The sequence below is a fragment of the Rhizobium sp. CIAT894 genome, assembly GCF_000172795.2.
Lineage (GTDB): Bacteria > Pseudomonadota > Alphaproteobacteria > Rhizobiales > Rhizobiaceae > Rhizobium.
This window is the reverse complement of the sequence record NZ_CP020947.1, coordinates 3,396,894-3,411,953: the sequence shown is the minus strand read 5'-3', so window position 1 is coordinate 3,411,953 and position 15,060 is coordinate 3,396,894. Positions and strand designations below refer to the sequence as shown.

Sequence of the window (15,060 nt, the reverse complement as noted above, 5' to 3'; positions counted from 1 at the left end):
CGGGCACCGGCCGGTTTACAGAATGGCAATATTTTTGCAATTGATCTGTCACATAAGCGCTCTAACTGTCCCGGCGTTCGTTCAACGATTTCGGGTATCACCATGTCTGCTTTAAGCCTTTGCCGCCTGAGCACCGCCCTCGTCTGCCTTCTGTCCATCGTGCCATCGTTTGCCAGCGCCGAGCAGGCCACCGCGGCAAAAGCGCCTTATGCGGAGGCCGGAAATACCAACAAGCGCGGTGACGCCTGCTTCTCGACGGTGGACACCAATGCTGCCGTTCACCTTCTCTCCGGCTTCCTCGAAATCTGGACCCCGCGCACGCCTTTCGTCGATGCGGGTGTCGAAGCCCCGGCCAAGGACAATTGCCCTGCGGTCGCCAAGACGGATTGGGATGGCATTCCTGCCAGCAAGACCGACGGCCAGATCGTCAATCAGGCGGTGCATGACGCCAACATCGCTTATGTCGTCAAGGCGACACGGGCGCGGACGGCCGATCAGGCGGTAGCCGCCTATCTCGACGACCGACGCGGCAAGAATGCCAGCATCGTCGATGGCCTCGGTCCGCTGACGGCTGCCTGGAAGGCCGGCTCCAAGCAGACCACCACGATCACCGAGGTGGCCGCCGATGCGACGACCGTCAAATATGACGATAAGGGCAACAATCGCGGCGCCGGCAGCAAGCCGGACACCGAAAACAAGACCGATTCCAATCCGGACATGGGCCTCGCAATCGACTTCATCAACGCCGCCAGCGGTGACGGCTCGACGGAGCCCGCCAAGCGCTATTTCAAATATGGCCGTCCCTACCGCTGGAGCCAGGACGTTTCGGTCGTCCCCACTCTCGAGCCCGCCAAGAGCGGCAAGCCGGTCGAGGACGGCGGGTTCCCGAGCGGCCATACGGCTGAAGCCTGGCGGGATGCGCTCGCCATGGCCTATCTCGTGCCGCAGCGCTTCCAGGAAATGATCACGCGCGCCAGCGAGCTGGGCGAGGATCGCATCCTTGCCGGCATGCATTCCCCTCTCGATGTGATGGGCGGCCGCATGCTCGGCACCGCGACGGTCGTCTACAATCTGAACAAGGCCGACAATGCAGCGCTGAAGAGCGATGCCTACGCCCAGGCACAATCCTGGCTCATCGCCAAGTCGGGCGTTGCCGATGCGGGCGCGCTCGAAGTCGCTGCGCATGCGGAGCCGATCGCCGCGGACCGCTTCGCCGATCATGACGCCAATCGCGCCTATGTGCTGCAGCGCCTGAGCTACGGCCTGCCGACGATCCATCCGACCGATCGGCCGGCCCGCGTGCCGCAGGGCGCCGAAGCGCTTCTCGAAACGCGTCTGCCCTATCTCGACGTCGAGCAGCGCCGCGAGGTGCTGAAGACGACGGAGATCGCCTCGGGCTATCCGCTCCTCGACGATGCGGAAGGTTACGGCCGTCTCAACCTGTTTGCCGCCGCCGACGGGTACGGCGCCTTCGACCAGGATGTGGCCGTGGCGATGGACGCAGCAAAGGGCGGCTTCAATGCGATCGACACCTGGCGCAACGATATCGGCGGCAAAGGCAAGCTGGTGAAGCGCGGCAGCGGCATCCTCGGCCTTTCCGGCGCCAACAGCTATGCCGGCGGCACGGTACTCGAAGAGGGCGCGCTGGTGGCCGGATCGTCCTCGGCTTTCGGCAGCGGGGGACTGACGGTCGATGGCGGTTCGCTCGTTGTGGCGGCCGACAAACCGCTGACGGTCGGCGGCGACTATCAGCAGTCTGCCAATGCGACGGCGAAACTGGCGCTCGGTGCGAACGGTGCCGGCACGCTGGCGGTCGAGGGCAAAGCAGCGCTGGCCGGCGATCTCGATGTGACGCTTGCCGATGGTTTTGTCCCGGCGGCAGGAACGAAGATCGAGATCCTGAAGGCCAGCACCCTTTCCGGCACCTTCGGCAAGCTCACCATCTCCGGCCACAAGGCCAGCCTCTCTTACGGCCCGACCTCCGTCACCCTGACGATCGAAGGATAATTTCTTCTCGAACCAAGAGGGCATTCCCAATTGCGGGGATGCCCTTCGCTTTCCGGCCTGTTCGTTTGCCCCCTGCACCTACGTCATTTTGCGTATGTGTTTTTGCGATGCAGCACCCGATAGTCCCCTCGGCAACAGTTAAATTCCGTTTCCGGCCTGTTGCGGAACAAGAAGAGGGGCTCAACCAAATGAATCTCAGATCCACGATCACCGGCGCGGCGCTCGGTGCCGTCATGGCGGCATCGGCCGCTTTCCAGGGCGCGGTTGCCGCCGAAGACACGATCAAAGTCGGCGTATTGCATTCGCTTTCCGGCACGATGGCGATTTCCGAAACCACGCTGAAAGACGCCATGCTGATGCTCATCGACGAGCAGAACAAGAAGGGCGGCCTTCTCGGCAAGAAGCTCGAGGCCGTCGTCGTCGATCCGGCTTCCGACTGGCCGCTGTTTGCCGAAAAGGCACGCGAGCTGATCGAAAAGGACAAAGTCGCCGCCGTCTTCGGCTGCTGGACCTCGTCCTCGCGCAAATCCGTCCTGCCTGTTTTCGAAGAGCTCAATTCGCTGCTCTTCTATCCCGTGCAGTACGAAGGCGAAGAATCCTCGCGCAACATTTTCTACACCGGTGCGGCTCCGAACCAGCAGGCAATTCCGGCCGTCGACTACCTGATGGAAAAAGAGGGCGTCAAACGCTTCGTGCTCGAAGGTACAGACTACGTCTATCCGCGCACGACCAACAAGATTCTTGAGGCATACCTGATTTCGAAGGGTATTCCGAAAGAAGACATCATGACCAACTACACGCCGTTCGGCTTCTCCGACTGGCAGACCGAAGTTGCCAAGATCAAGGAATTCGGTTCGGCCGGCAAGAAGACCGCCGTCGTCTCGACGATCAACGGCGACGCCAACGTTCCGTTCTACAAGGAGCTGGGCAATAAGGGCATCAAGGCAACCGACATTCCCGTCGTCGCCTTCTCGGTCGGTGAAGAAGAACTTGCCGGTCTCGACACCAAGCCGCTTGTCGGCCATCTCGCTGCCTGGAACTATTTCGAGTCGGTCGAAAGCCCGGCCAACAAGAAGTTCATCAAGGACTGGCACGCTTACACCAAGAACGACAAGCGCGTGACGAACGACCCGATGGAAGCTGCGTATATCGGCTTCAATGCATGGGTTAAGGCCGTCCAGGCTGCCGGCACGACCGATACCGACAAGGTTCTCGACTCCATCATCGGCGTCAGTGTTCCAAACCTCTCCGGCGGTTATGCGACCGTCATGCCGAACCACCACATCACCAAGCCCGTGCTGATCGGTGAAATCCAGGCCAACGGCCAGTTCGAAATCGTCCAGCAGACGCCTGCCGTCGTCGGCGACGAATGGTCGGATTACCTTCCGGACTCCAAGGATCTGATCTCCGATTGGCGCAAGCCGATGTCCTGCGGCAACTTCAACGTTGCAACCGGCAAATGCGGCGGCAAGGGCTCCTGATAGATCTTCGAACGATCGATGCCGAGTTGCTTCCGTCCGGGTCAGACCCCGGGCGGAAGCTCCCGTCCCAGCGATTGCGCCGCAACGCCAACGATATCAAGGGCGAAAAAGCCGATGTATCGCGCCACAAAGATTTTCCTCATCACGCTTTGCCTAATGTTTTCGGGCCTAATGTTTTCGGGCCTGTCATTTTCAAGTCTGTCATTTTCGGGCGACGTTCGGGCCGAGGGCGATATCCATGTCCTCATCGACGCGCTCGGCGTCGGCGACTTCTCGGATCGCGAAGCGGCAATCAAGGCGCTGGTCGCCTCCAAGGACCCGCATGTCAGCCAGATCCTGCAGCAGTTGAGCGACGGCCTTCTCTACGTCAACTCCGATGGCGGCCCGGTTCTCCTGCAGGGCGGGACCGATGAGGAACCGACTTATTCCGATCCGATCACCGGTGAAGCCGCTGATGATGTCGATCCGGATCTGATGACCAAGGTCAAGATCAACAACGCCCTTCGCGGCGTCATCGGTGCCGCCAACAGCCAGCTGACGCTGATGAGCCCGGATCGTTCCGCGCGGCTTGCCGCGGCACAAGGACTGCTGAAAGATGCCGATCCCGCCAATCTCGAGCTGCTGAATTCGGCGCTTGCGGCCGAAAAGGACGCGGAGATCAAGAATACGATGGAAGCGGCGCGCGCTGTGCTGCTCTTGAAGACCGATGCGAGCGTCGAGGACAAGAAGGCTGCAATCGATACGATCGCGGCGCGCGGCAATCGCGATGCGCTGACCATTCTCACGACCACGCTCGAAACCGCGCCCGATGATTTGAAGCCGGCGATCCAGTCGAACATCAACTCCATCAATCGCGACCTGACGCTGTGGGACGTCGCCCAGAACGTCTGGTATGGCCTGTCCCTCGGTTCGGTGCTGCTGCTGGCGGCGATCGGCCTTGCGATCACCTTCGGCGTCATGGGCGTCATCAACATGGCGCATGGCGAAATGGTGATGATCGGCGCCTACACGACCTATGTCGTGCAGGAATACGTGGTTGCCGCCTTTCCGGAACTGGCCGATTATTCCCTGGCCTTCGCGGTGCCCGCCGCCTTCGTCTTTACCGGCTTCGTCGGTCTGGTCATCGAGCGCGCCGTCATCCGCTATCTCTATGGCCGGCCGCTCGAAACGCTGCTCGCCACCTGGGGCGTATCGCTGATCCTGCAGCAGGCGGTGCGCAGCATCTTCGGCCCGACCAATCGCGAGGTTCGCAATCCGAGTTGGATGTCCGGCGCCTTCGATCTCGGCGGGCTCGCCATCACCTGGAACCGGCTCTGGATCATCCTCTTCTCGATGGTCGTGTTCCTGGCACTGCTCATGCTGTTGAAACGCTCCGCCTTCGGCCTGCAGATGCGCGCCGTCACGCAGAACCGGCGCATGGCCTCGTCGATGGGGATCCGCACCGGCTGGGTCGACGCCTTCACCTTCGCGCTCGGTTCGGGCATCGCCGGCATTGCCGGCGTGGCGCTCAGCCAGATCGACAACGTCTCGCCGAACCTCGGCCAGTCCTACATCATCGACAGCTTCATGGTCGTCGTCTTCGGCGGTGTCGGCAATCTATGGGGCACGCTGGTCGGGGCGCTGTCGCTCGGCGTCGTCAACAAGTTCCTCGAGCCCTTTGCCGGCGCCGTCCTCGGCAAAATCCTGGTGCTCGTCCTCATCATTCTCTTCATCCAGAAGCGTCCGCGTGGGCTCTTCGCACTCAAAGGAAGGGCGGTGGAAGCATGATAACGGCCTTCCTTCTCCGGTCTCTCGATCACAAGATCGTCATTGCCATCGCCCTCTTGCTTCTGGTCGCCATTCTCGTTCCCGTCCTGAACCTGATGACGGGCCCGACCAACCCGCTGCATATCCCGACCTATGTCATGGCGCTGTTCGGCAAGTACCTGACCTATGCGCTGCTGGCGCTGGCACTCGATCTCGTCTGGGGCTTCTGCGGCATCCTCTCGCTCGGCCACGGCGCCTTCTTCGCGCTCGGTGGTTATGCGATGGGCATGTATCTGATGCGCCAGATCGGCACCCGTGGCAGCTACGGCGACCCAATCCTGCCCGACTTCATGGTGTTCCTGAACTGGAAGGATCTGCCCTGGTTCTGGTACGGCTTCAACCATTTCTGGTTTGCGGCGCTGATGGTTCTCGTCGTGCCCGGCCTGCTTGCTTTCGTTTTCGGCTGGTTCGCCTTCCGCTCACGCGTCAACGGCGTCTATCTCTCGATTATCACCCAGGCGATGACCTATGCGCTGTTGCTCGCCTTCTTCCGCAACGACATGGGTTTCGGCGGCAACAACGGTCTGACCGATTTCAAGGACATTCTCGGCTTCAACGTCCAGGCCGACGGCACACGTGCCGCCCTGTTTGCGGCAACCGCGATCTTCCTGGCGCTGTCGCTGCTGCTTGCTTCAGCGATCGTTCGTTCGAAGTTCGGCAAGGTGCTGGTCGGGGTGCGTGATGCCGAAAGCCGCACGCGCTTCCTCGGCTACCGCGTCGAGCATTTCAAGCTCTTCACCTTCGTCGTCTCGGCGATGATGGCGGGCATTGCCGGAGCGCTCTACGTGCCGCAGGTCGGCATCATCAACCCCGGCGAATTCGCGCCGGCCAACTCGATCGAAGTCGTCATCTGGACGGCGGTCGGTGGGCGGGCGACGCTGATCGGGCCGATCATCGGCGCAATCCTCGTCAACGGCGGCAAGACGATCTTCACCGGTCTCTTTCCGGAGTTCTGGCTGTTTGCACTCGGCGGCCTCTTCGTCGCCGTCACCCTGTTCCTGCCGAAGGGCGTCGTCGGCACCGTCGCGCAATATCTCGGCAAACGGAAAGCCGTTTCCGCTGCCGTCCCGCCCGCGGCGCGGGAAGACGGCATCGAACCGAAAATCCAGGCAGCGGAGTAAGCACAGTGATTCCCGACGTCAAACCCACCAGCGTGCTTTATCTCAGCGGCGTCTCGGTTTCCTTCGATGGCTTCAAGGCGTTGAATTCGCTCTCGATCGTCATCGAACCCGGCGAGCTTCGCGCCATCATCGGCCCGAACGGCGCCGGCAAGACGACGATGATGGATATCATCACCGGCAAGACAAGGCCCGACGAAGGCGAAGTGTTCTTCAACGGCACCGTCGATCTCACCCGGAGGGACGAGGCCGACATTGCCCAACTCGGCATCGGCCGCAAATTCCAGAAGCCGACGGTCTTCGAAAGTCATACGGTCTGGGACAATCTGGAGCTGGCGCTGAACCGTCGCCGTGGCGTGTTCTCGACGCTGTTCTATCGGCTTTCGGGCGAGGACAAGGCTCGCATCGAGGAGATCCTCGAAACGGTGCGGCTGACGCACCGCCGCGACGAATTCGCCGCCAACCTTTCGCATGGGCAAAAGCAGTGGCTGGAAATCGGCATGCTGCTCGCACAGGAGCCGAAACTCCTGCTGGTCGACGAGCCGGTGGCCGGTATGACCGATGCGGAGACGGCGGAAACGGCGATCCTGCTCAAGGATATCGCCAGGACCCGGTCGGTGGTCGTCGTTGAGCACGATATGGGCTTTATCCGCGACCTCGGCGTCAAGGTCACGTGCCTTGCGGAAGGATCGGTGCTGGCCGAAGGGTCGATCGATTTCGTCAGCTCCGATCCAAAGGTGATCGAGAACTATTTGGGACGGTGAGGAATGCAACTTCCAGGCTTGAACCTGACAGAAGAAGACGCTCTAAAACGAGCGGGTTTCATTGTGGGGTTTCATCATGGCTTTTCTCGGTATTTTTGTCGCGGCGCTCAGCGGCGCGGTCATCTGGTATTGGCGTTTTAAAATGATGCGTGAGGCGGGAAACGAGATCATCGATTCCGTCGAGCGCATGCGGGGCGCTTACAGGCGCGGAAAGCGCCGCAAGCAGGCGGAGGCGGCGCCGCTCGCCTCGATCGCCGATCCGGCGATTGCGGCGGTGGCTTTCTTCTTCTGCCTTGCCAAGGAGAAGCCGATGTATCTCGACGCGGCCAAGGATGTCATCCGCAGCCGCATGAAGGGGATCATCCGGCCTGGCGATATGGACGAGGTGCTGGTTTTCGGCGAATGGGCGTCCAAGAACGTCAACAGTCCCGAAGACCCGATCCGCCGGTTCCGGGATCTCTGGTTAAAGGCGCTCGACATGCAGGAGCGCCGGCAACTGATTGATATTGCCGAGGACGTCGCCGCGGCCGGCGGCGAAAGCACGAAAGAACAGGAGCACGCCCTGCAGACGCTGAGGCGCACGCTGATGAATTGATGGGGAACGGGTGAACGGATGCTGACAGTCGAAAACGCAAACCTGCATTACGGCGCCGCCCAGGCGTTGCGCGGCATCTCCGTCAGGGCGGAGATGGGCAAGATCACCTGCGTGCTGGGGCGCAACGGCGTCGGCAAGAGTTCGCTTCTGCGTGCCGTGACCGGCCAGCATCCGCTGTCGGCCGGCACCGTCACCTTCAACGATACCAGGCTGAACGGCCTGCCGCCCTTTGCCCGGGCGAAGCAGGGCATCGGCTATGTGCCGCAGGGCCGTGAAATCTTCCCGCTGCTCACCGTCAAGGAAAATCTCGAAACCGGCTTTGCCCCGCTTGGCCGCCGCGACCGTAACATTCCCGACGACATCTTCAGTCTCTTCCCTGTGCTGAAGTCGATGTTGTCGCGTCGCGGTGGTGATCTTTCCGGCGGGCAGCAACAGCAGTTGGCGATCGGGCGCGCCATGGTGACTCGGCCGAAGATCCTCGTGCTCGACGAGCCGACCGAGGGCATCCAGCCGTCGATCATCAAGGATATCGGCCGGGCGATCCGCTATCTCCGCGATTCCACCGGCATGGCGATCCTGCTCGTCGAACAATATCTGGATTTCTGCCGGGAGCTTGCCGATTACGTCTACATCATGGATCGCGGCGAGATCGTTCATGAAGGACTGGCAGAGACGCTGGATACGCCGGAGGCTCGCCGTCATCTGACTGTTTGACGGGCAGATGCCGCGTTTTGCGGCAGGAAATGCGGGACTTCGCAAATCTCCTGCGTCCGCTAAAGGCATCCCCGGACGGCATGGGAATTGCTTGCTTTCCGCTATCCGCGCGCTTGAGTAAAAGCCGGGGCGCGAACAAAAGGGACTTGGAGATGATAGCGGCGGCCAGCACGAGACCGCAAAGAGCGGAAGGACGCGGGCATCTGGCGGCAAGGCTGCTCGACGACCGCACGCGCCTCCGCGAGCTCTATCAGGAGGGCGCGGCGAAGATCCGCCTGCCCGACACGTTCGACGCCTCGATGGAAGCCGTCATCATCAATACCGCGGGCGGGCTGACCGGCGGCGACCGGATGGACTGGAGCATCGTTGCCGGCGCCGGCACGAAGATCGACGTCACCACCCAGGCCTGCGAAAAGATCTACAAGGCATCGGCCGGCATCGCCGAGGTGACGACCAGCATCGAAGTGGGGGTGGGGGCGCGGGTCGACTGGCTGCCGCAGGAAACGATCCTGTTCGACCGCGCTTCACTGTTCCGCCGGCTCGATGTCAATGTCGACGAAAGTGCCGAATTCCTGGCCGTCGAAGCCGTGCTGCTCGGCCGCAAGGCGATGGGTGAGGCGGTGGAGACCGGGTTCTTTCGCGACCGCTGGCGCATCCGCCGTTCGGGCCGACTGATCCATGCCGAGGACTTGAAGCTTTCCGAAGGTATTTCGGCGCTGGCTGGGCGCCGGGCCGTGCTCGGCGGGCAGGTGGCCTTTGCGACACTGCTTTACGCCGGGCCGCTGGCGGAAGCCTATCTCGGCAAGGTCCGCCCGCTCGTCGAGCGGTCGATGGGCGGCGCCAGCGCCTGGAACGACAAGCTCGTCGTGCGCCTTGCGGCAGCCGACGGCTTCTCGCTCAGAAAAATCCTGATCCCGGTCATTTCCACCTTGCGCAACGGTGCGCCTGTGCCGAAAGTCTGGAATCTATGAATTTAAGCACGAAGCAGATGGGTACGTAATGAACCTCACTCCGAGAGAAAAAGACAAGCTGCTGATATCGATGGCGGCGATGGTGGCGCGGCGGCGGCTGGAGCGCGGCGTCAAGCTGAACTATCCCGAGGCGATCGCGCTGATCAGCGATTTCGTCGTCGAAGGCGCCCGCGACGGCCGCCCCGTCGCTGAGCTGATGGAGGCCGGCGCCCATGTGATCGGCCGCGACCAGGTGATGGAGGGCATCGCCGAGATGATCCACGACGTGCAGGTGGAGGCGACGTTCCCGGATGGAACCAAGCTCGTCACCGTCCACGAACCGATCCGGTGAGGAGAGAGCATGCTTGAGCTCAGATCCAATTGCGAATGCTGCGACAAGGACCTGCCGCCTGATAGCGCGGAGGCGCGAATCTGCACCTATTGCACCTTCTGCGCCGATTGCGTCGACGGTGTGTTGAAGGGTGCCTGCCCGAACTGCGGCGGCAATCTCGTTGCCAGACCCATTCGGCCGGCTGATAGGCTCGCCAAAAATCCGGCGTCGACAAAACGTGTGCTGAAGGCCGAGGGTTGCGCGCCCAAGGCGGCTTAAGGAGAACGAGATGATTCCGGGCGAAATCATTGCCGCCAGCGGCGACATCGAACTGAATGCCGGCGCGCCGACGGTGACGCTTGAGGTTTCCAATACCGGCGACCGGCCGGTGCAGGTCGGCAGCCACTATCATTTCGCCGAAACCAATGCCGGGCTTTCCTTCGATCGCGCAGCGGCGCATGGCAAGCGTCTCGATATTCCGGCGGGCACGGCCGTGCGCTTCGAGCCCGGGCAGACGCGTTCGGTGACGCTGATCCCGCTTTCCGGCAAGCGTGAGGTCTATGGCTTCCGTCAGCTGGTGATGGGCAAGCTTTAACGGGAGGAGCGCATGCGTTTGAAGATTTGCCTCTTCGGGACCGCGATGCTGCTGGCTTCAGGTGCGGCCTCCGCCCAGGATGTCGATTGCCAGAATCCGAAGACGCAGTCGGACATGACGTCCTGTGAGGTCGCGCGCCATGAGACTGCCGACAAGGCGCTGAACGAGCAATACAAGAAGACGCGTGCCGCCATGGTGGCGATCGACAAGGATCTCGACGGCGACATGAAGGGTGCGGAAAAGGCGCTGGTCAAAGCGCAGCGCGCCTGGATCGATTATCGCGACGCCCAATGCGATGCCTTCGGCTTTCAGGCCCGCGGCGGCACGATGGAGCCGATGCTGGTTGCCGGATGTCTGGCCGAAGAGACCGATAAACGCACGAAAGAGCTGAAAGAGCTCGCCGACACGATGGGCAACTGAGGTGATCAAAAAGATCGTAATCGTCGGCAATGGCGAGGTCGGGGAAGGACAGGCAGGCGTCATCGATGCCGCCGATTTCGTCATCCGCTTCAATGATTGCCGCTCCTACGGCGCCGGCGGCAGCCGCACGGATGCCGTTGCGGTCTGCAATACCGGCCGGCCGGCCAAGGCGATGCTCGGCTCTCAGGAATGGCGGGATCATCCCGGCATCGTCGCGGCGCGCGAAATCTGGAGCGTGCGCGACCCGCAAAAATTTGCCGCGATGCGGGCGCCACTTGCCGTCTCGCATCCCGATCTCGACGATTTCTGCGACGATTATACGGACGCGTTCGCTGCCTTTTGCGCCGAGACCGGCAAGACGCATGTCGTCGTCGGCAAGGCGGTCCACGAAGCGGTTGACGCCTCGCTTTCGGCCTTTGCCCCGGCGTCCTATGTGGTGCCGAGCAGCGGCATGATCGTCATTGCCGAAGTATTGAATAAATTCGTCGATGCCGAGGTGATGCTGGCCGGCTTCGGTCACGCCGGCTGGGAATGGCATCCGTTTGCGGCCGAAAGGCAGCTTGTCGATACCTATGTTGCCGCCGGCCGCCTCTCGCGGCTTGGCGGAAAAATATTTTTCTCTTCCTCCCATGGAGCTTGATGAATGCCCTACAAGATCTCTCGCGCCGCCTATGCCGGCATGTTCGGACCGACCACCGGCGACAAGGTGCGCCTTGCCGATACGGAGCTCTTCATCGAGATCGAAAGGGATTTCACCACCTATGGCGAGGAGGTGAAGTTCGGCGGCGGCAAGGTGATCCGTGACGGCATGGGCCAGAGCCAGGTGACACGGGCAGACGGCGCGGTCGATACCGTCATCACCAATGCGGTGATCGTCGATCATTCGGGCATCTACAAGGCCGATATCGGGCTGAAGAACGGCCGCATCGCTGCGATCGGCAAGGCGGGCAATCCGGATATGCAGCCGGGCGTCAACATCATCGTCGGCCCGGGCACGGAGGCGATCGCCGCCGAAGGCAAGATCGTGACCGCCGGCGGCATGGACAGCCATATCCACTTCATCGCGCCGCAGCAGATAGAGGAAGCGTTGATGTCAGGCATGACCTGCATGCTCGGCGGCGGCACGGGGCCGGCGCACGGCACGCTTGCCACCACCTGCACGCCCGGTCCCTGGCACATCGCGCGCATGATCGAGGCGGCCGACGCTTTCCCGATGAACCTCGCTTTTGCCGGCAAGGGCAATGCATCACTGCCGGGGGCTTTGACCGAGATGGTGCTGGCCGGCGCCACCTCGCTGAAGCTGCACGAGGACTGGGGCACGACGCCTGGCGCCATCGACTGCTGCCTGTCGGTCGCCGACGACTATGACGTGCAGGTGATGATCCACACCGATACGCTGAACGAAAGCGGCTTCGTCGAAGATACGATCGGCGCCATCAAGGGCCGTACCATCCATGCCTTCCACACCGAAGGGGCGGGCGGCGGGCACGCGCCCGATATCATCAAGATCTGCGGCCAGCCGAACGTCATTCCATCGTCGACCAATCCGACGCGGCCCTATACGGTCAACACCATCGCCGAGCATCTCGACATGCTGATGGTCTGCCATCACCTGTCGCCGTCAATCCCCGAGGATATCGCCTTTGCCGAAAGCCGTATCCGCAAGGAGACGATCGCGGCGGAAGACATTCTGCACGATATCGGCGCCTTTTCGATCATCTCGTCCGACAGCCAGGCCATGGGCCGCGTCGGCGAGGTGGCGATCCGCACCTGGCAGACGGCCGACAAGATGAAGCGCCAGCGCGGCCGGCTGAAGGAGGAAAAGGGCGATAACGACAATTTCCGCGTTCGCCGCTATATCGCCAAATACACGATCAATCCGGCGATTGCTCACGGTCTCAGCCATGAGATCGGTTCGATCGAGATCGGCAAGCGCGCCGACCTCGTGCTCTGGAACCCGGCCTTCTTCGGCGTGAAGCCCGACATGGTGCTGCTCGGCGGCTCGATTGCTGCGGCTCCGATGGGCGATCCGAACGCCTCGATCCCGACGCCGCAGCCGGTGCACTACCGGCCGATGTTCGCCTCCTATGGCAAGAGCCTCACCAATTCCTCCGTCACTTTCGTCAGCCAGGCCTCGCTCGATGCCGGCCTGAGGGGCCGGCTCGGCGTTGCCAAGGAGCTGGTGGCGGTGAAGAATACGCGCGGCGGCATCTCCAAGGCATCGATGATCCATAACGACCTGACACCGGAGATCGAGGTCGATCCGGAGACCTACGAGGTCAGGGCGAACGGCGAATTGCTGACCTGCGAACCGGCGACGGTGCTGCCGATGGCGCAGCGCTATTTCCTGTTTTAGGCGCACATCCGATGTGCGACTGGTGGTTCCGATGAGGACAGGCATCCGCTGGTTGCTGCGGATCGTATTCCTGATCGTGTTTTCGGCGGTCTGCGGAACCTTCATTCCGCGGCCGCTGATTGCCCCGGTCGAGGCGTCGCCCGCGGCGGCTATGCACCGGGTGCTCCTGCTGTCGGGGCCGATCCATACCGATATTGCCATTCCGCTCGACGAGGAGACGCGGGCGGCCTTTTCCTTCCTCGACGGTACCGATTTTCCGCTCGGCCATCCGAATGCGGAATGGCTCATCATCGGCTGGGGCGGCCGTGCCTTCTATCTGGAGACCCCGACCTGGGGGCAGCTGAAGCCGCTGCCGGTTCTGCGGGCGCTGACGATCGACCGTTCGGTGCTGCATATCGACCTTGCCGGCCACATCACCGAGCCGCAGCCCACGATTGCGGCATTCGATATCGGCGACGATCAAATGGCGCGGCTGCGCAAATTCATCTCCGACAGCTTCGTTCGCGAAGCGGGCGCGGTGGTGCCGATCCCGGACGCCGGTTACGGCGAGATCGATCGGTTCTTCGAGGCCAAGGGATATTTCAACGCTCTCTTCGGCTGCAACACCTGGACGGCGGCTGCGCTCCGCTCGGCCGGGCTTCGAACCGGTCTATGGAATCCCCTTCCACAATCATTGCGATTGTCTCTCGGTGTCTACAATTGATGCAGCCGCCGGCCCGTCCGCTGTTGAGGTGAAGTGTAACTGGAGTTCCCCATATGGTTGTGAAATTTAATGGAAGAACCGGTATTTCCCCAAAGTAGACCATTCTGGAACAGCCTGACCGTGCAATCCGACAAAGCTGTTTTAAATCAAATACCTGAGTGTCTCTCTGCCTTGTCCGATTCAGGGATTGGGAGGCTGCATCTCCTGCTAGAAAAAATCTGTCCACCGAATCGTCCGAAACCGTTCGAATTTTAACGGTTCGATTAAGACACCCGCAGCAATTGGCCTCTTATCAATGCCTTGCAACGCCGGACAGGAAGGTTGATTCTCATGAAAAACTGGATGTCGCTGCAGGCCGATTTCGGTAATTTTCAACATCGCAGGAACGTCTATCTCTTCGCTTTGAAGATGAGCTTTCTTGCCGTCGTTCTCTCCGGCGTCATCATGTCGCTGACGATACCGCCGCTCGGCTTTTTGGGGCTGCTGCCGGTGACGCTCTCGCATGCACTCGGCTTCGGCGCCATTTTTTCCTGGCTCGTCGGCGGGACGGTTTCCGGCATGCTGTCGCTGGCGGCTGGTTTTGCCCTGCACGAGCTGACGCTATCGCGAGCGGAGTTCGAAAAGCTCAGCCGCACGGACACGCTCTCCGGCCTCCTGAACCGGCGTGCCTTTAGCGAGGCGCTCGAGAATACCGAGAGCAACGCCTCGCTCGTCATATTCGATGTCGACCGCTTCAAGGCGATCAACGATCGTTTCGGCCATGCCTGCGGCGATGCGGTCATTACGGCTGTCTCGGCCGTTCTGACCTCGACCTTCGACGAATTGTCCGTCGTCGCGCGCCTCGGCGGCGAGGAATTCGGCGTCATCGTCTCCGGCGAACCGCTGGAGGCGCGACTGGAGCGGATCCAGGCGGTGCGGGCAAGGATCGCGGGTGGACCGATCGTGACGGAGGGGCACAATATCGGCATCACCATTTCCGGCGGCGTGGCCGATCTCGTCGCCGGGCGCAGCAAGCAGCAGGTCTATGCCTCCGCCGACCGGGCGCTCTACCTGGCCAAGGCGCTCGGACGCAATCGCGTCGTGCATGAGCGGGAGGGGCTGCACCATGCCTGGCACGGGCTTTCCGAAACCAGCCCCGATGCCGAGAGCAGAGGGCAGGGGGGCGACAACGTGATGCAGGCCTACGGAATATAAAAGCCGGCTCCTGAGCAAAAGGCCAT

Annotated in this window: 16 protein-coding genes; all 16 read left to right on the top strand. The window is 61.8% G+C overall.

The genetic code is table 11. From position 1 onward, the window contains the following. The first annotated feature begins 102 nt into the window (after nucleotides 1–102). Entirely contained in the window at nucleotides 103–2,007 is a 1,905-nt protein-coding gene (locus RHEC894_RS16960) for a phosphatase PAP2 family protein (protein ID WP_085738141.1), read from the top strand. 188 nt (nucleotides 2,008–2,195) lie between these two features. Continuing rightward, entirely contained in the window at nucleotides 2,196–3,488 is a 1,293-nt protein-coding gene (gene urtA, locus RHEC894_RS16955; protein WP_085738140.1) for an urea ABC transporter substrate-binding protein, read from the top strand. A gap of 114 nt (nucleotides 3,489–3,602) precedes the next feature. Next, nucleotides 3,603–5,255 (top strand): urea ABC transporter permease subunit UrtB, encoded by a 1,653-nt coding sequence (gene urtB, locus RHEC894_RS16950; RefSeq protein ID WP_085738139.1) that lies wholly within the window; start codon nucleotides 3,603–3,605, stop codon nucleotides 5,253–5,255. Beyond that, nucleotides 5,252–6,415 carry an urea ABC transporter permease subunit UrtC gene (gene urtC, locus RHEC894_RS16945; protein ID WP_085738138.1) on the top strand — a complete coding sequence of 388 codons (1,164 nt, stop codon included), beginning with the start codon at nucleotides 5,252–5,254 and terminating at the stop codon, nucleotides 6,413–6,415. The genes urtB and urtC overlap by 4 nt, the downstream gene beginning before the upstream one ends. Nucleotides 6,416–6,420: 5 nt before the next feature. Then, complete coding sequence (urtD, locus tag RHEC894_RS16940; RefSeq protein ID WP_085738137.1) at nucleotides 6,421–7,176, top strand: urea ABC transporter ATP-binding protein UrtD; 756 nt, start codon at nucleotides 6,421–6,423, stop codon at nucleotides 7,174–7,176. A 76-nt stretch (nucleotides 7,177–7,252) separates the two neighbouring features. Further along, nucleotides 7,253–7,771 (top strand): hypothetical protein, encoded by a 519-nt coding sequence (locus tag RHEC894_RS16935; protein ID WP_010068678.1) that lies wholly within the window; start codon nucleotides 7,253–7,255, stop codon nucleotides 7,769–7,771. 18 nt (nucleotides 7,772–7,789) lie between these two features. Further along, nucleotides 7,790–8,485 carry an urea ABC transporter ATP-binding subunit UrtE gene (gene urtE, locus RHEC894_RS16930; protein ID WP_085738136.1) on the top strand — a complete coding sequence of 232 codons (696 nt, stop codon included), beginning with the start codon at nucleotides 7,790–7,792 and terminating at the stop codon, nucleotides 8,483–8,485. A gap of 152 nt (nucleotides 8,486–8,637) precedes the next feature. Beyond that, nucleotides 8,638–9,456 (top strand): urease accessory protein UreD, encoded by an 819-nt coding sequence (locus RHEC894_RS16925; RefSeq protein ID WP_085738135.1) that lies wholly within the window; start codon nucleotides 8,638–8,640, stop codon nucleotides 9,454–9,456. A gap of 28 nt (nucleotides 9,457–9,484) precedes the next feature. Continuing rightward, complete coding sequence (locus RHEC894_RS16920; protein ID WP_003561955.1) at nucleotides 9,485–9,787, top strand: urease subunit gamma; 303 nt, start codon at nucleotides 9,485–9,487, stop codon at nucleotides 9,785–9,787. Between the two features lie 9 nt (nucleotides 9,788–9,796). Continuing rightward, entirely contained in the window at nucleotides 9,797–10,045 is a 249-nt protein-coding gene (locus RHEC894_RS16915; protein ID WP_085738134.1) for a DUF1272 domain-containing protein, read from the top strand. A 10-nt stretch (nucleotides 10,046–10,055) separates the two neighbouring features. After that, nucleotides 10,056–10,361: an urease subunit beta gene (locus RHEC894_RS16910; RefSeq protein WP_003542314.1), complete on the top strand. Its 306-nt coding sequence runs from the start codon at nucleotides 10,056–10,058 to the stop codon at nucleotides 10,359–10,361. 12 nt (nucleotides 10,362–10,373) lie between these two features. Next, the gene (locus tag RHEC894_RS16905) at nucleotides 10,374–10,781 is read left to right on the top strand and encodes a lysozyme inhibitor LprI family protein (protein WP_085738133.1); all 408 of its coding nucleotides are present in this window, start codon (nucleotides 10,374–10,376) and stop codon (nucleotides 10,779–10,781) included. A gap of 1 nt (nucleotide 10,782) precedes the next feature. Further along, nucleotides 10,783–11,421 (top strand): Urease operon accessory protein, encoded by a 639-nt coding sequence (locus RHEC894_RS16900; protein WP_085738132.1) that lies wholly within the window; start codon nucleotides 10,783–10,785, stop codon nucleotides 11,419–11,421. Between the two features lie 3 nt (nucleotides 11,422–11,424). Next, on the top strand, nucleotides 11,425–13,137 hold the full coding sequence (gene ureC, locus RHEC894_RS16895) for an urease subunit alpha (RefSeq protein WP_085738131.1): 1,713 nt from the start codon (nucleotides 11,425–11,427) through the stop codon (nucleotides 13,135–13,137). 31 nt (nucleotides 13,138–13,168) lie between these two features. Next, complete coding sequence (locus tag RHEC894_RS16890; protein WP_085738130.1) at nucleotides 13,169–13,840, top strand: TIGR02117 family protein; 672 nt, start codon at nucleotides 13,169–13,171, stop codon at nucleotides 13,838–13,840. Nucleotides 13,841–14,170: 330 nt separating this feature from the next. Then, nucleotides 14,171–15,034 carry a GGDEF domain-containing protein gene (locus RHEC894_RS16885; protein ID WP_010067688.1) on the top strand — a complete coding sequence of 288 codons (864 nt, stop codon included), beginning with the start codon at nucleotides 14,171–14,173 and terminating at the stop codon, nucleotides 15,032–15,034. Nucleotides 15,035–15,060: the final 26 nt, after the last annotated feature.

What these genes read in the sequence shown, in the direction of transcription:
- RHEC894_RS16960 (WP_085738141.1), top strand. Translation starts at nt 103, where the DNA reads ATGTCTGCTTTAAGCCTTTGCCGCCTGAGCACCGCCCTCGTCTGCCTT.
- urtA (WP_085738140.1), top strand. Translation starts at nt 2,196, where the DNA reads ATGAATCTCAGATCCACGATCACCGGCGCGGCGCTCGGTGCCGTCATG.
- urtB (WP_085738139.1), top strand. Translation starts at nt 3,603, where the DNA reads ATGTATCGCGCCACAAAGATTTTCCTCATCACGCTTTGCCTAATGTTT.
- urtC (WP_085738138.1), top strand. Translation starts at nt 5,252, where the DNA reads ATGATAACGGCCTTCCTTCTCCGGTCTCTCGATCACAAGATCGTCATT.
- RHEC894_RS16935 (WP_010068678.1), top strand. Translation starts at nt 7,253, where the DNA reads ATGGCTTTTCTCGGTATTTTTGTCGCGGCGCTCAGCGGCGCGGTCATC.
- urtE (WP_085738136.1), top strand. Translation starts at nt 7,790, where the DNA reads ATGCTGACAGTCGAAAACGCAAACCTGCATTACGGCGCCGCCCAGGCG.
- RHEC894_RS16925 (WP_085738135.1), top strand. Translation starts at nt 8,638, where the DNA reads ATGATAGCGGCGGCCAGCACGAGACCGCAAAGAGCGGAAGGACGCGGG.
- RHEC894_RS16920 (WP_003561955.1), top strand. Translation starts at nt 9,485, where the DNA reads ATGAACCTCACTCCGAGAGAAAAAGACAAGCTGCTGATATCGATGGCG.
- RHEC894_RS16915 (WP_085738134.1), top strand. Translation starts at nt 9,797, where the DNA reads ATGCTTGAGCTCAGATCCAATTGCGAATGCTGCGACAAGGACCTGCCG.
- RHEC894_RS16910 (WP_003542314.1), top strand. Translation starts at nt 10,056, where the DNA reads ATGATTCCGGGCGAAATCATTGCCGCCAGCGGCGACATCGAACTGAAT.
- RHEC894_RS16905 (WP_085738133.1), top strand. Translation starts at nt 10,374, where the DNA reads ATGCGTTTGAAGATTTGCCTCTTCGGGACCGCGATGCTGCTGGCTTCA.
- ureC (WP_085738131.1), top strand. Translation starts at nt 11,425, where the DNA reads ATGCCCTACAAGATCTCTCGCGCCGCCTATGCCGGCATGTTCGGACCG.
- RHEC894_RS16890 (WP_085738130.1), top strand. Translation starts at nt 13,169, where the DNA reads ATGAGGACAGGCATCCGCTGGTTGCTGCGGATCGTATTCCTGATCGTG.
- RHEC894_RS16885 (WP_010067688.1), top strand. Translation starts at nt 14,171, where the DNA reads ATGAAAAACTGGATGTCGCTGCAGGCCGATTTCGGTAATTTTCAACAT.